General features: G+C 41.7%; 13 protein-coding genes. 2 read left to right on the forward strand and 11 right to left on the reverse strand.

Features of this window, described 5'->3' with window-relative positions; translation table 11 throughout:
- Both HMPREF9193_RS09610 and HMPREF9193_RS09615 read left to right on the forward strand, forming a co-directional pair.
- Entirely contained in the window at positions 1-876 is an 876-nt protein-coding gene (locus HMPREF9193_RS09610; protein WP_021687937.1) for an ABC transporter permease, read from the forward strand.
- A gap of 14 nt (positions 877-890) precedes the next feature.
- Positions 891-1,949, forward strand: a complete 1,059-nt coding sequence (locus HMPREF9193_RS09615; protein WP_021687938.1) for an extracellular solute-binding protein — start codon at positions 891-893, stop codon at positions 1,947-1,949.
- A gap of 14 nt (positions 1,950-1,963) precedes the next feature.
- Here HMPREF9193_RS09615 and HMPREF9193_RS09620 read toward each other — a convergent pair whose 3' ends face one another.
- The 11 genes from HMPREF9193_RS09620 to HMPREF9193_RS09670 form a co-directional block, all read right to left on the reverse strand.
- Positions 1,964-2,611, reverse strand: a complete 648-nt coding sequence (locus HMPREF9193_RS09620; RefSeq protein WP_169720466.1) for a GntR family transcriptional regulator — start codon at positions 2,609-2,611, stop codon at positions 1,964-1,966.
- Between the two features lie 54 nt (positions 2,612-2,665).
- On the reverse strand, positions 2,666-3,580 hold the full coding sequence (locus HMPREF9193_RS09625; protein WP_021687940.1) for a dihydrodipicolinate synthase family protein: 915 nt from the start codon (positions 3,578-3,580) through the stop codon (positions 2,666-2,668).
- A gap of 49 nt (positions 3,581-3,629) precedes the next feature.
- Complete coding sequence (locus HMPREF9193_RS09630; protein ID WP_021687941.1) at positions 3,630-5,333, reverse strand: FAD-binding protein; 1,704 nt, start codon at positions 5,331-5,333, stop codon at positions 3,630-3,632.
- A gap of 3 nt (positions 5,334-5,336) precedes the next feature.
- Complete coding sequence (locus HMPREF9193_RS09635; RefSeq protein WP_021687942.1) at positions 5,337-6,347, reverse strand: ABC transporter ATP-binding protein; 1,011 nt, start codon at positions 6,345-6,347, stop codon at positions 5,337-5,339.
- Positions 6,348-6,350: 3 nt separating this feature from the next.
- Positions 6,351-7,358 carry an ABC transporter ATP-binding protein gene (locus HMPREF9193_RS09640; protein ID WP_021687943.1) on the reverse strand — a complete coding sequence of 336 codons (1,008 nt, stop codon included), beginning with the start codon at positions 7,356-7,358 and terminating at the stop codon, positions 6,351-6,353.
- 7 nt (positions 7,359-7,365) lie between these two features.
- Complete coding sequence (locus tag HMPREF9193_RS09645; RefSeq protein WP_021687944.1) at positions 7,366-8,451, reverse strand: Gfo/Idh/MocA family protein; 1,086 nt, start codon at positions 8,449-8,451, stop codon at positions 7,366-7,368.
- 15 nt (positions 8,452-8,466) lie between these two features.
- Positions 8,467-9,393, reverse strand: coding sequence for an ABC transporter permease (locus HMPREF9193_RS09650; protein ID WP_021687945.1), 927 nt, complete (start codon positions 9,391-9,393; stop codon positions 8,467-8,469).
- A gap of 16 nt (positions 9,394-9,409) precedes the next feature.
- Entirely contained in the window at positions 9,410-10,369 is a 960-nt protein-coding gene (locus tag HMPREF9193_RS09655) for an ABC transporter permease (RefSeq protein WP_040848099.1), read from the reverse strand.
- A 103-nt stretch (positions 10,370-10,472) separates the two neighbouring features.
- On the reverse strand, positions 10,473-12,116 hold the full coding sequence (locus HMPREF9193_RS09660) for an ABC transporter substrate-binding protein (protein WP_051306060.1): 1,644 nt from the start codon (positions 12,114-12,116) through the stop codon (positions 10,473-10,475).
- An 85-nt stretch (positions 12,117-12,201) separates the two neighbouring features.
- Positions 12,202-13,311, reverse strand: a complete 1,110-nt coding sequence (locus tag HMPREF9193_RS09665) for a Gfo/Idh/MocA family protein (RefSeq protein ID WP_021687948.1) — start codon at positions 13,309-13,311, stop codon at positions 12,202-12,204.
- Between the two features lie 20 nt (positions 13,312-13,331).
- A complete protein-coding gene (locus HMPREF9193_RS09670; protein ID WP_211227778.1) occupies positions 13,332-14,099 on the reverse strand; it encodes a carbohydrate ABC transporter permease in 768 nt (255 codons plus the stop codon).
- Positions 14,100-14,134: the final 35 nt, after the last annotated feature.

Raw genomic sequence — 14,134 nt, forward strand, 5'->3', positions numbered from 1 at the left:
ATGAATCCGAATCCGTTTAGAGCTTTAATAAACCGGCTTAATAAAAAACGCCCGCTCGACGAAAGCGCACGCCATGCACGCCGCGCTTTTCAAAAACGTAATCCGTTTTCGATGTCGATGACCGTATTGGTTTTAACACTGGTGTTTTTATTTTTACCGCTTTTTGTTATTATCGCCTATTCGTTTAACAGCGGCAAAGGCGGAGACTTTACCGGCGTATCGCTGGTGTGGTACAAAAAACTGCTGTTCGACTCAAAAGAGCTGTGGCAAGCGCTGCTCAACAGCGTTATCGTTGCATTTTCATCGGCAGCGGTGGCAACCGTTTTAGGCACACTTGCAGCCCTCGGCGTAAGCTGGCATACGTTTAAAGGCAAAAGTTATATTCAAACCATCAGCTTTTTGCCCATGGTACTGCCGGAAGTGATTATCGGCGTATCCATGCTTATCTTTTTTTCGGGCATAAAACTGCCGCTCAGTTTATTTACCGTTTTTACTGCACACACAACCTTTTGTCTGCCCTTTGTATTTTTAATGGTGCTTGCCCGCTTGGATGAATTCGATTATTCGATTATAGAAGCGGCACACGATTTGGGTGCAACCGAGCGGCAAACTATGTTTAAAGTTACCGTTCCTGCAATTTTACCCGGTATTTTATCAGGCTTTCTTATGGCGGTAACCATGTCTCTTGAAGACTTTGTAATCACTTTTTTTGTGTCCGGTCCCGGCTCAACCACTTTACCGCTGTACGTGTATTCAATGATACGCTTCGGGGTGTCTCCGGTTATAAATGCGCTTTCGTTTATTATGATTTTGGGAACAGTACTTATAGCGTTTTCGCTGCGTAAATTCCTTAAAAATTTCGCATCGGCACAATAACAAGGAGATCCGTTATGAAAAACAAGCGATACATCAGCCTTGCACCGCTGTGCATTTTGTTGGGCGTACTGTTTTTTTATACCGGCTGCACCAAATGCACGCAGCGTAAAAATAAAACGCTCTATTTATTTAACTGGACGTATTATACCCCCGACAGCGTTATTGCACAATTCGAAAAAGAATTCGGCGTTGATGTTAAAATAGACAGTTATGCTTCAAACGAAGAAATGTTTGCCAAATTGCTCGCCGGAGCATACGGCTACGACATCGTATTTCCCTCGCAAGACTACACGGCGATTATGATAAAACTGGGAATGCTGGAAAAAATCGATTTAACTAAAATCCCGAACAATATATATGTAAATCCTGAAGTTCTTAAAAAGGCAACTTACGATCCTACAATGAAATACAGCGTTCCCTATTACATGGGAGCTGCAGGAGTTGCCGTAAACAAAACAAAAGTAGCTAACTACGAAAAAAGCTGGAACATCTTTGCCCGCACGGATTTGAAAAACCGCATGTGCATGATGGACGACATGCGAGAAGTTATCGGAGACGCGCTCGCCTTTGACGGAAAATCGGTCAACAGCTTGAACGACGCCGACCTTGCGCAAGCCGAACGGCTCATCGTCGATACATGGAAGCCGAACCTCGTAAAATTCGACGCGGAAGGCTTCGGAAAATCCTTCGCTTCAAGCGACTTTTGGGTTGTGCAAGGCTATGCCGAAGCCGTTTTCGGCGAAGTGCCCGAAGACAAATGGCACACCGTCGACTTTTTTATTCCCGAAGAAGGCGGGCCCATGTACATAGATTCCATGTGCATATTGAAGGGCGCGCGCAATTACGATTTGGCTTTGGAATTTATAAACTTTATTCACCGCCCCGAAATCTACGCGCAATTTTTGGACGCTTTCCGTTTTCCCGCCGCCGTAAACCCGAAAGCCGGCGAATTTATGAAAAAAACTCCCTTCTACTCCGCCGACGAACTTGCAAATTGCCAAATAAAAGAAGACTTGGCCGAAGGCTTGTCAAAATACAACGCCGTGTGGCAGCGTATCCGTTTTACGAAATAGCAGCATGGAACCGGCTATAACAATGCAGCTGAGGTCTGCCTTTCTATCAACTCAATAAGATTTTTCCGTTTACGCTTCCATAAATGATTAATGATAAACTGCTCCGCCTGTACGGGATCTTTTGCCCTAATAAGATCAATGATTTTTTTATGCTCATTATGGGTCATTTTTTGTTCGCTCGGTGTCATAGGCGAAAAAAATACTTGCCGCATGGATCTAAAACGCATTTTGTCGTATATGTCGCAAAGCACTTCGTTTCCTGCCATTTGTACTAAAGTACGATGGAAACGGAAATGCAATTCTCCGAATGAAACGGTGTCAAAGGGTTCCGCTGCAAGTAAAACTTCCATTTGTTTAAGGCAGGCTTCAAGAGGACACGGCTCCACCTTTTGCTCTATAACCAGACGAATTGCTAAAGCTTCCAAAAAAGTACGCACTTCTAAGATTTCCTTTACTTCCAAAGGAGATTGAGCTCGTACATAAGAACCCGATTTAGGCAAAATGGTTAAAAGTCCGTCTTGTTCGAGATGTTTAAAAGATTCACGCACCGGCATTCTGGACAAACGGAATTCTTTAGCAAGTTTATTTTCCGATAACTTTACTCCCGCTGCATACTCCCCATTCAAAATACGACGTCTGAGTTCCGTATACAAATCTTCCACACTTATATTCAAATCCGGCATAAAAACTCTTTTGTGCAGTTTATCCGAAAAGGATTAATCGGTCAAATCGACGGCTTCCCGTATCATTTTTTCACAAGCGTTTATTCGTTCCGCATCATCCGCACTTATACCGGCAAGAGGCAGCCGTGCAGTACCGATATCTACACCTTGTCTACGCAAGATTTCTTTTATAACGGCATACATATTTGCCTTGCACGCAAGCATTGCATAAATAATACGGTTTGCGGCAAATTGAATTTTTCGTGCAGCTTGCACATTGCCGGCATCCATGAGTTCTTTTATTTTAATAAACAATTCGGGCATAACCCCATAAGTGCCGCCGATACCGCCGTCTGCACCCATTGCAAGACCGCCTACAAATTGTTCATCCGGACCGTTAAAAACAACGCAGTTTTCGCCGCCCTCATCTTTAAACATTTGAATATCTTGTACCGGCAGTGAAGAATTCTTTACGCCTATAACGCGCGGATTTTTAAGCATTTCGCGGAACAGCGGAACCGTAAGGGAAACTCCGGCAAGCTGCGGTATGTTGTAAATGATAAAATCGGTATTCGCTGCAGCATCGGATATCTCGTTCCAAAAACGCGCAATACCGCTTTCAGGCAAATGAAAATAAATAGGCGGAATTGACGCTATCGCATCAACGCCTAAGCTTTCGGCATGCGCGGCGAGACTGCGGCTTTCGGCAATATTATTACAGGCAACGTGAGCTATAATCGTAACTTTGCCTTGTGCTTCGGCAACAACATTTTCGAGCGTTATTTTGCGCTCTTCAACCGTTTGATAAATGCATTCTCCGGAAGAACCTCCAACATACAGCCCCTTAACACCCTTTGAAATTAAGTAGCGTGTAAGAGTACGCACCGCTTCGGCGCTTACATTTCCGTCTGAATCATAACAGGCATAAAAAGCGGGAATAACTCCCTTGTATTTGTCTAAATTTCTCATGGCAAAACTCCTTCCATTGTAATTATCATAAAATTTTTCATAAAATCTTTTAATCTTTTCCGATTTTAAAACTCCCGTTATCGAAACTTACCGTAATTTTTTTTGTTTGAGTTTTATCTTCATTCGGATAATCGCAGCGGTAATGCGAACCGCGGCTTTCTTTACGTTGCAACATCGCCGTCAGCATTCCCTGCGCAAGCGTAAGCTGTCCTTTGAGCATTTTTATTTTCCGTATATTAGAATGCTCGGAAACAAAAACCAAATCTGACGGACACGGTTTTTCTATAGCGTTCTGTAATTCTTTTACTCTCACTATAGCGTCCCGTAAATCAGTTCCGTTGCGAATAACTGCAGCGCTGTTATACATAATTTGTTTTAATTCGGTTTGTATGCGCTCAAGTTCTTCCGTACTGACGGCAAAAGGCTGCAATATATCGGATAAAATACCGGAAAGCGTTTTATCTTTTACCGCAAGATTTTGCCGTCCCGATCCTGCAGCATATTCGGCTGCGGCACAACCTGCACGTCTTCCGAACACAAGACTGTTGGCAGTGGAAAGACCTCCTATTCTGTCCGCTCCGTGCATGCCGGAGCTGCATTCACCGCAAGCAAACAAACCGGCAACTCCGGTTGCACCGTTGCCGTCTGTTTTAATACCGCCGTTGCTCGCATGAAAAAAAGGAGCAATTCGTACTTCAATATCGGGTGAAATTCCCCTCGCCTTTTTAAGCCATGCAAAATAATCTTTAATCATTATACCTGCCTGGTCATTTTTTACTGCAGGAGTAAAAGATATGGGAATACCGCTGTTATTTTTTTTATATGTTTCATACAGCATAAAATCGATTATTTTATCCGGCAAGCGGCTGGTAAAAGGTCCGTGCATTGAACGGCTGTTGAGCAATTGCTGTTCCGTAAAGCGATCTTGTGCCGGTTGTGTTTGATTAAATGCTTCAACATACGGTTTTAAAAGCGATACGCCGTCTTTTATGCATCGGGCAAAGCGGAATGTCCGTTCATTAAAAATAGTCCGATAGGCAGGTTGAATATAAGCCGGAATAAACTGTATAAATTCAAGATTTTGCAATTGTGCTCCTGCCTGCAATGCAAGATAATGACCGACAGCGCTTACATCATCGGCCGGAATTGCATGCCGGAATAACGCTGCCGTACCGCCGGTGGCAAGAATTACCGCTTTACTGCGGATAACGCGTACATTGCCTTTTAGATCCATACTGATAAGACCGTACACCGTTCCGTCATAACACAATAGCCGTATTGCCGCTTCGTTTTCTATAGTGCGTATTTGGGGTTGCCTTAATCTCTTTGTAAAAATCCGGGTCATTGACGGATACAACAGCCCCCGCCATGTCCGGTATTGATCATCAAAACAAGGAATAAGCGTACGGTCGGAACGGTTTCCTTCGGGCATACGAAATGCAATTCCCCAAAGGCTAAGCCGTTCAATTTCAGTCCCGATATTTTGTACTAAAATTTGTACCAGCTCCGGTTCGGCCATACCGCAGCCGACCTCAAGTATTTTTGCCGCTAAATTATCACAGTCTGCATCGTTTTTCGGTGCTATAAGACCTAAGCCCCACGAACCGGGATAAAAACTGCTTCCTGACAGTGTTTTTCCCAAACTGAGCAAAACCACAGAAGCATTTTTTTCCGCAGAGGCAAGCGCAGCGGAAATGCCGGCAAGCCCCGAGCCGACAACACATATGTCGCAGTTAAGTTCCGAAGTCTGCATACCTCATCCCTCTATTGCCCTGTATTTTACAAGGTGGCAAGCGGCAAAATGTTCTTTTCCGTTAATACTGTATTTTTTCAATTCGGGACGTATATGCTTGCATTTATCCATACAGCGATTGCACCGCGGATGGAACGGACACCCCGACGGAGGATTTACGGGGTTCGGCACATCGCCTTCCAATATAATACGCTTTTTTTTCGCATCAAGATCGGCTACCGGAATAGCGGAAAGAAGTGCTTCCGTATAGGGATGTTGTGTATTTTTATACAGTTCTTCCGCATCGGCAAGTTCTACAATTCGTCCCAAATACATAACCGCAATACGGTCGGCAATATATTCGACAACGCTTAAATTATGCGTAATAAAAATATATGTTACTTGACGTTCTTTTTTCAGTTCCATCAGTAAATTCAATACTTGCGCTTGAATGGAAACATCCAACGCCGATACCGCTTCATCCGCAATAATAAGTTCGGGATCGAGACTCAATGCCCGCGCTATACCGATACGCTGGCGCTGCCCGCCTGAAAATTCGTTCGGATAGTGATCCATATATTCACGACTTAAATTAACACTTTCAAGCAGCTGTGCTATGTGTTCGCGACGCTGCGCTTTATTTTTCATACCGAATTTTATAAGAGGGTCTTCCAGTGAACCGAAAACAGTAAAAGCCGGATTTAATGAAGATTGCGGATCTTGAAACACTATTTGCAGTTTTTTACGGGCTTTATCCATTTCTTTTTTTGATAATGTATTTAAATCGCGTTTTTCCGTACCGAAATCGTATATCATTGTACCAGTTGTGTGAGGAATTAGGCGTAAAACGGACTTCCCCAAAGTCGTTTTGCCGCAGCCCGATTCCCCGACTAAACCCAACGTTTCGCCGCGGTATATATCGAGTGAAACATCGTCAACCGCTTTAACGTATCCTGCAGTATGTCTAAAAACGCCCTTTTTAACCGGAAAATATGTTTTTATATTGCGCAACGAAAGCAAAACATTATCGGCCATAATTCAATTCTCCTTATGTTCCGCATACCAGCAGCGTACCGTATGCGTACCGCCGATAGAGTATTCGGGAGGCATTTGACTGCACTTTTCGGTGCAAAAATCACAACGCGGTGAAAACTGACAGCCTTTCGGACGGTTATGCGGATTGGGAGTGGAACCGCGTATCGGTACCAGTTTTTGATTATGCCCCTTACCGAGTATCGGTATGGAACGTAAAAGCCCCTTTGTATACGGATGTTGCGGAGTGCGCAATACTTCTTCAACCGTACCGCGTTCAACAATATGCCCCATATACATGACGATAACATCATCGGCAAGTTCCGTTACCACTCCCATATCGTGAGTAATCAGCATAATCGCTGTTTTGTACTTTGTTTTCAGTTCTTCCATCAGTTCAAAAATCTGCGCTTGAATAGTAACATCAAGAGCCGTCGTCGGTTCATCTGCAATTAATACACGGGGATTACATGCCATCGCCATTGCAATAACCGCCCGTTGCCGCATACCGCCTGAAAACTGATGCGGATATTCGTCTATACGCTGAGAAGGCAGCGGTATTCCCATTTTTGTCAGCAAATCGATTGTTTTTTTACGTATTTCTTTTTTAGTAAGCGCTGTGTGTTCTGCCAACATTTCTCCGATTTGAAAACCTATAGTGTATACGGGGTTCAAAGCCGTCATCGGATCTTGAAAAATCATCGCAATATCGCCGCCTCTGATGTGCCGCATTTCCTTTCCGTTTTTCTCGAGTTTTTCGATATGAATAGGTCCAGTTTTACCGTGGTAGACAATTGCCCCCTCTTCTATACGGGATAAATCGGGCAATAAACGCATAATCGAATTTGCAGTAACGCTTTTACCGCAGCCCGACTCCCCGACAACACATAACGTTCTTCCTTTTCTAATCGTAAAAGAAACTCCGTTAACGGCTCGATTTACTTTATTGTTATAATAAAAAAACGTTTTCAAATCTTTTACTTCTATTATGACATCGTCTTTTCCGGTATGCATTTTTACCTCATATAATAATCGGCTGCTTAGTTTTTGCCGACCGCATAGCCTCACTTGCCGTCCGGACGGATTTAAATGCGGAAGAACCGTCAAAAAGATCTGAAAATTCAACCGGTATGTTTTTTGTCGTTAAAGCCGAATGAAAACAAATAAGTTCTTTTTCCAAAACATTTAAAAGATATTGCGGAATTTTTTGTCCGGGACTGCCATACCCGGCACCCCCGCCCCTTTGTTTGTATATTTCTATGCTCTGTGTTTCATCTTTATCAAAAAAGGGGGCCGTTTTAACTTCGCCGTTTATACTAACCGTATATAAGTTATTCTGAAAATCGAGAATGATACCGCCGTTTCGACAATTTATACGAACAAAATGGTTTGAAAAACGAAACGCCGATCCGTATTGCATGGTAGAATATGCGCCGTTTTTATGTCTGATTGTAAGAAGCAGTACGTCATCTTCATCGCCGGAATCTTTTTCTTTATGCGCAAGATTATCGGCAAAACAAAATATTTCCGAAGCCTCCCCTGCAAAATACTGCACCAAATCTATTTCATGAATATGATGAAACAAGTGCCCGCCCGAAACGGCTTTCATTTTTTTCCAGCTTACGCAGTCTTTTTGCTCTTCCCATCCCGTTCTTTCCGTATGAATATGTATTATAGGACCTAAGCTTTCGGGACCGGCTTTGTTAAGTAACGCGCATATTTGCCGGATACGGGGATAAAAGTGCAAAATGTGTCCAACCATAAATGTAATACCGGATTTGTTTGCACTATTTATCATTGCAGACGCATCTTTTGCGGATAAAGCAAAGGGTTTTTCAATGTAAATATTTTTACCCGCTTGAGAAGCTTTTATAAATTGTTCCGCATGAAGATTATTCGGACTTGCAATAATAACGGCATCCATATCCGGATGATGTAAAAACGAATCATAATCGGTATAATGGGGAATATGCATTTTTTGTGCAAATAACTTACCCGTTTTACCGGGACTGGTGCAGCAAACCAATCGCGCGTCGGGCAGTTTGGCAATGATCCGTCCGATTTCCGCACCGAAATAGCCGCATCCGCTTAATCCGTACTTAATCATTTTTTCCCCTTGTAATTATCCTTGTTGGCTCGGATCTGCCGAATCGCGCAAACCGTCCCCGATAAAATTGATGCTTAAAACAAACAGAGCTATTACCGAACCTACCGGAAGCCATATCCACCAGTTTTGACGCAAAACGCTTATATCGTTAGCTGCGTTAAGGATATTTCCCCATGTAGGAATTTCCATCGGCACTCCCAATCCCAAAAAACTCAATGCTGCTTCCCGTAAAATAAACATAGCCGTACTTAACGTAATATTTACCGCAATGGGACCGATGGCGTTCGGCAGTATATGTTTAAAACAAATAACAATATCATGCAGTCCGAAAGCTTTCATCGCCTGCACATATTCTTCTTCCCGCAATGAAAGTATTCTTGAACGAGTCATGCGGTACATACTTCCCCAGCCGGTAACAATAAATATAAATATTAAATTGGCAAGATTTTGTCCGATAACGGAAACAAGAAGCAGTATAAGAATCATTGGAGGAAAAGCCATAAATAATTCCGACAAACGGAAAACAAAAGCATCAAGCCGTCCGCCTTTATAGCCTGCATATGTACCGAGACTGACGCCGAGCAGTGCGGTACCGAGCGCACTGCCGAAACCTACAAAAATTGAAATCCTGCCGCCGTATAAAATTCTTGAAAAAATATCCCGTCCTATTTTATCCGTCCCCAGCAAATGAGAAAATGACGGAGCTGCCATACAGTTTTTTAAGTCTATTTGTAAAGGATCATAAGGAGCAAACAACGGCGAGCCGATACAAAGAAAAAGTATTATACAAAAAACAACCAAACCCGCAACGGAAAGCTTGTTGTTAAACATTTTTCGCAAAGCCCGGTTACCAAAGCGCTTTTTATTTTTATTATTCGTTTGCTCCCGTCTAAGGATTTTATCCATTTGCTTGTTAAGTTTTTTTAATGCACGGGAGGTCATAACACATCCTTGTTTACTAATTTAACCGAACGCGGGGATCCAGAATTGCTGTCAATAAATCGACAAGAAAACTCGCCAATAATACTGCAGTAACGGAGAGCAATGCAATCATCATAACCAGCGGATAGTTTTGGCCTCGCACAGCAGCAATAAATTCGGAACCCACCCCCGGCCACTGAAATACCTGTTCAATAACTACCGAACCGCCGATAAGAGTCGGCAAACGGAAGCCTATTAAAACGATAATAGGAGTTAAAGCGGTTCTAAATCCGTGAATTAAATTTACGCGCCATTCGGGAAGCCCTTTACTGCGAGCCGTTTTTATATAATCTTTATTAATTGAATCAAGCATACTTGAACGGGCATAGCGCATAACGCCGGCACTCATCGCAAGCCCCATAACGAGTGCCGGCAAAATAAGATGATACAATCTGTCTGTAACGGTTCCGTTTCCTGCAGTTAAACGCCCTCCGATGGGAAATATTGAATTATTAATTGCAAAAAACAATAAACTGCATAAGCCGAAAAAGAATTCCGGTATCGATAAACCCAACATACCGGCTACGGTAAGAATGGTATCTGCAAAGCTTCCTTTTCGCAGTGCACTGAAAATCCCAAGCAAACAACCTAAAAACGAAGATATACATAAAGCTGCAAAAGAAAGTTCCAGTGTTGCAGCTAATTTTGCTTTTACAATTTGTGCAATAGGCGTTCCCGATGTAAGACTGTATCCGAAATTCCCCCGCAACACGCCGCCCAGCCAATTCAAATAACGAATAAGAAAAGGTTTATTTAAACCGAGCGCTTCGCGTAACGCATCCAATTTTTCGGGAGACATATTCGCCATCGCCTCCGGCCCTGCTATAAAAGAAACGGCATCTCCGGGCATAAGTTCAAGACCACCGTAAATTAAAAAGCTGATAACTAAAAGCATGGGAATGAGCACCAATAATTTTCGGATCGAATATGTAAACATACTTTATGCCTTTGTTCGGATTCGTTTTTTAAAGCACTGATTAAGCAAACCAACCAATCAGTGCTTTTCCGCGTTACGTCAAGACCGATAACTTATAATCGTTTTAATTTTTCGGAAATTTATTATAGTAAATAAAACGAGTATAACGGTTTGCAACTTCGCTAATCTTAATGTGATCCGTGTTTTGCAGATTGATAATATCTTCTATCGATTTTGTATATCCATAATCAAGTTTTTTTGCACTCGTATTTTTTACAAAATTAGGATCAGATTCGCCCGAAGGATACATTTCCATACGTTTAATCTTTGCAGCACCGCTGTGGTATTTTTCAAAAGGAACAAAAACGGCATAATCGCCCATTTTCACATCGCTGAGTTTAAACGGACCCGAGCCCACCGGTTTTTGAAAATATGAAGCTTGCTGAACTTGCAACGGGTCTACTCCGGTAAAATATTTTTTCGGCAAGGGAGGTAATTGAGTAAAAGTCAGTAAAGCGTTCGGATCGATTTTTGCATAATTAAACGTAATCTTTTTTCCATCAATAATAATACCCGAAATATCGGCCGCAGTTCCCGCTTTGTATGCTTCAAATCCTTCCAGGGAACTGATTGAACTTGCAAACACCGCATTAAGCGCCGTTACCTTACTTGCAAATTCAAATGTCCATTTTACGTCTTCTGTCGTAATTTTTTCTCCGTCATGCCAATAAATATTATCTTTAAGAATAAATTCTACGGCTTTGCCGCCGTCAAGTATTTTATAACTTTCGGCAAGTTGTCCGCCTTTAACACCCAAACTTTCATCGGCAACAAGCAAATGATCGTAAAGTACTTTTGTACTCATATGAAAGCCCGGGTTAAAAAACGGCGTTTCAAAGAATTGTAAAGGACCGCCGTTAGTACGGAAAATACCGTCATCCCCGCTTATTTCCCATTCGGTAATCTGCCAATCATAATTAAACTGTTCATTTCCGTAAGGTGCGTTTTTACGGTCTAAACGGTTGCTTTCGACAATAAAAACTTTTTGATAGTAAAGGGGCAGTATCGGAAGTACTTCATTTTCGTAAACTTGTAATTCTTTAAAAGCTTTTTTTTGCTGTTCAATATCTGCGGAAGCATTTGTAGCACTGATCAACGCATCCAGTTTTGAATCGCTGGGAGTATGCGAATTACTTGAAAAACCGGTCATAAAACGATTATAGTAATCGTGGGGCGCTAAGGCTGCAATCGCCGCATAGGCCATATCCCATTTTACCGCAGACGGTCCGTTTTTAGGATCTTGCGGCGCTACCCAAAGTTGAGATGCCAAATCGCCTTCCAATTTACGGGCGGTCATTTTAATACCGACTTGTGCAAGATATTGTTGTATTGCAGCCATCAAGTTAACGGTCATTTGGTCACCGTAATAATAAACAACATCCAGCGTATAGTTGGAATTCCATTTTGCCTCTTTTAATAGAGCCTTGGCTTTTTCGGGATTATATTCATAATTATTTAATCCGCTTGCTTTCCAATCGTCATTGGGCATAAGAGCATTGGCAGCAACCGCTTTACCTTGTAAAAGACTGTCGATAAGTGCTTGTTTATCGATTGCATAAGCAATCGCCTGACGCACCCGCACATCCGATAAGGGATTTGAATTGGAAGCGGTACCGGATGACATATTCGATTTTGAACATCCTAATACGACCGATAAAAACAATACAAACATTGTCCATACGGTAATTCTTTTTAATACATGTTTCATACTTTCTTTCCTCCATAAAAAATAAGAAAACACATACTTGTATACTAGATTAGGAATTTCATTTTGTCAAGAAAAAAAGAAGCTTTTATCCTATAATTTCAGAAACGGCAACAACACGGTTTTCATTTTTCGATATAGTGCATGCATCGGCAACGGCAATAGCTGCACGGGCGGCTTCTCCCGTTAATAAAGGTTTAAATTCCGCTTCTATGGAAGTTCCGTGTAAAATACTATTAAAATATTGCATTTCTTTTACCATAATGGAGTGAAGCCAAAGCGGAGGTTTTTTTCCGGGACTTCCGTACTGTACGGCTCCATCCGTTTCCGTATTTGCATAAATACGGGTACGATCGTCATCTTCTTCTTTCGTTTCGTGTATTAAAAAATGCTCTTCTTGTTCGCCGTATTTTATTGTACCGCCGCAATTAACCAAATCCAATTTTATTGCATCTTCAGTTCCCTGTATAAGAACATAATGTTCCGGCCATCGGAAAGCCGATCCCCATTCCAATATCGCATAACGATTATCACTAAAACGCATATTAATAAACAGCATATCATCTTCATCACCAAAACGTGAGCCATTATGAGCAACATTACCTCCGCTCATGTATACGGTTTTAGGCATCCCCCCCATAATAAATTGAACACAGTCCAATTCATGAATATGATGATATAAATGTCCGCCTGATTTACTGCGGATCTTTTTCCACGAAATAGACGACTGCACATTCTCCCAGCCGTTGCGAGCAGAATGACAATATAAAACCTTACCGATCTTTCCGCTTTGTATTAATTGTTTTGCATAACGTATTCCATTAAAAAAATTCATTATATGTCCGACCATAAATATTACATTGTGTTCTTTACAAATATTTACCATTTCATCACAATCTTTATAACAAAGTGCTATAGGTTTTTCACAAAAAACTTGTTTGCCGTTCAATGCAGCCTTAATTACCGGTTCTTTATGCAAATAATTCGGAGTTGCAACAATTACCGCATCAACATCGGAACAGCTACATAGCTCATCGAGTGTTTGTGCTGCCCTGCACTTTATTTCAGCAGCTATTGTTTTTCCGTTTTCCGGATCATATACGGCAACAATACGAGCTCCCTGTTGCTGTGACATTATACGACATAATTCCGCACCGAAATAACCGGTACCTACTACCCCATAACCAATTTCTTTCATATCAACATGCTCCTGTAAAATTATTTTATTGAACCTTGCGCAAGTCCGCCTGCTATTCGCTTTTGAATAAACATAAAAAATACAACAGAAGGAACAACGACTAATGCAGATGCTGCCATCATTGTTCCCCAATCAAGAACCTCCTGCCCTTCAAGCGATTTGAGCGCAACGGAAACTGTCATCTTTGTATTGTCGTTAATCATTATTAATGAATATAAAAATTCATTCCATGCGTTAATAAATGTATATATTGCAACGGCAACAATTCCCGGCGCCACAATAGGCAAAACGATTTGTAAAAAGATTGTCACTTTATCGGCACCGTCTATCTTACCCGCTTCTTCTATTTCAAGAGGAACTGTTCTGAAAAAACCGGTCAATAACCACACCGCATACGGTACGGAAAAAGACATATAGACGACAATCAGTCCAGCACGAGTATTCACAAGTCCCGACTTTCCCATGATAATTGAATATGGAATAGCCAATAAAATCGGAGGAAACATATATGTAGTTATTAAAATTCGAGTCATTATTTTTCCCAATCCGGGTAAAAATCGTACAATTCCGTATGCAGCCAAAGCGGATACGCTTATAGCTACCGCAGTTGTAATGCCCGCAATCAATATACTGTTTACAATATTGGTCGAAAAATTCATTTGACCTATAACAATACGATAAAATTCAAATGATATTTTTTCAGGTAAAAGTGCTGTTGGATTACCCGTTATCTCTCCTTTTGATTTTATGGAAGATGATAAAATCCAAAACAAGGGAAAAACTGCCATAACAGATAGAATCGATAAATAGCTATAGCTCACAA

The sequence above is a fragment of the Treponema lecithinolyticum ATCC 700332 genome (assembly GCA_000468055.1).
Classification (GTDB): domain Bacteria; phylum Spirochaetota; class Spirochaetia; order Treponematales; family Treponemataceae; genus Treponema_C; species Treponema_C lecithinolyticum.

Coding starts and splice junctions, on each gene's coding strand:
- HMPREF9193_RS09660 (WP_051306060.1), bottom strand. CDS start 12,116: ATGAAACATGTATTAAAAAGAATTACCGTATGGACAATGTTTGTATTG.
- HMPREF9193_RS09610 (WP_021687937.1), top strand. CDS start 1: ATGAATCCGAATCCGTTTAGAGCTTTAATAAACCGGCTTAATAAAAAA.
- HMPREF9193_RS09670 (WP_211227778.1), bottom strand. CDS start 14,099: ATGGCAGTTTTTCCCTTGTTTTGGATTTTATCATCTTCCATAAAATCA.
- HMPREF9193_RS09630 (WP_021687941.1), bottom strand. CDS start 5,333: ATGCAGACTTCGGAACTTAACTGCGACATATGTGTTGTCGGCTCGGGG.
- HMPREF9193_RS09615 (WP_021687938.1), top strand. CDS start 891: ATGAAAAACAAGCGATACATCAGCCTTGCACCGCTGTGCATTTTGTTG.
- HMPREF9193_RS09650 (WP_021687945.1), bottom strand. CDS start 9,393: ATGACCTCCCGTGCATTAAAAAAACTTAACAAGCAAATGGATAAAATC.
- HMPREF9193_RS09640 (WP_021687943.1), bottom strand. CDS start 7,358: ATGCATACCGGAAAAGACGATGTCATAATAGAAGTAAAAGATTTGAAA.
- HMPREF9193_RS09655 (WP_040848099.1), bottom strand. CDS start 10,369: ATGTTTACATATTCGATCCGAAAATTATTGGTGCTCATTCCCATGCTT.
- HMPREF9193_RS09635 (WP_021687942.1), bottom strand. CDS start 6,347: ATGGCCGATAATGTTTTGCTTTCGTTGCGCAATATAAAAACATATTTT.
- HMPREF9193_RS09645 (WP_021687944.1), bottom strand. CDS start 8,451: ATGATTAAGTACGGATTAAGCGGATGCGGCTATTTCGGTGCGGAAATC.
- HMPREF9193_RS09625 (WP_021687940.1), bottom strand. CDS start 3,580: ATGAGAAATTTAGACAAATACAAGGGAGTTATTCCCGCTTTTTATGCC.
- HMPREF9193_RS09665 (WP_021687948.1), bottom strand. CDS start 13,311: ATGAAAGAAATTGGTTATGGGGTAGTAGGTACCGGTTATTTCGGTGCG.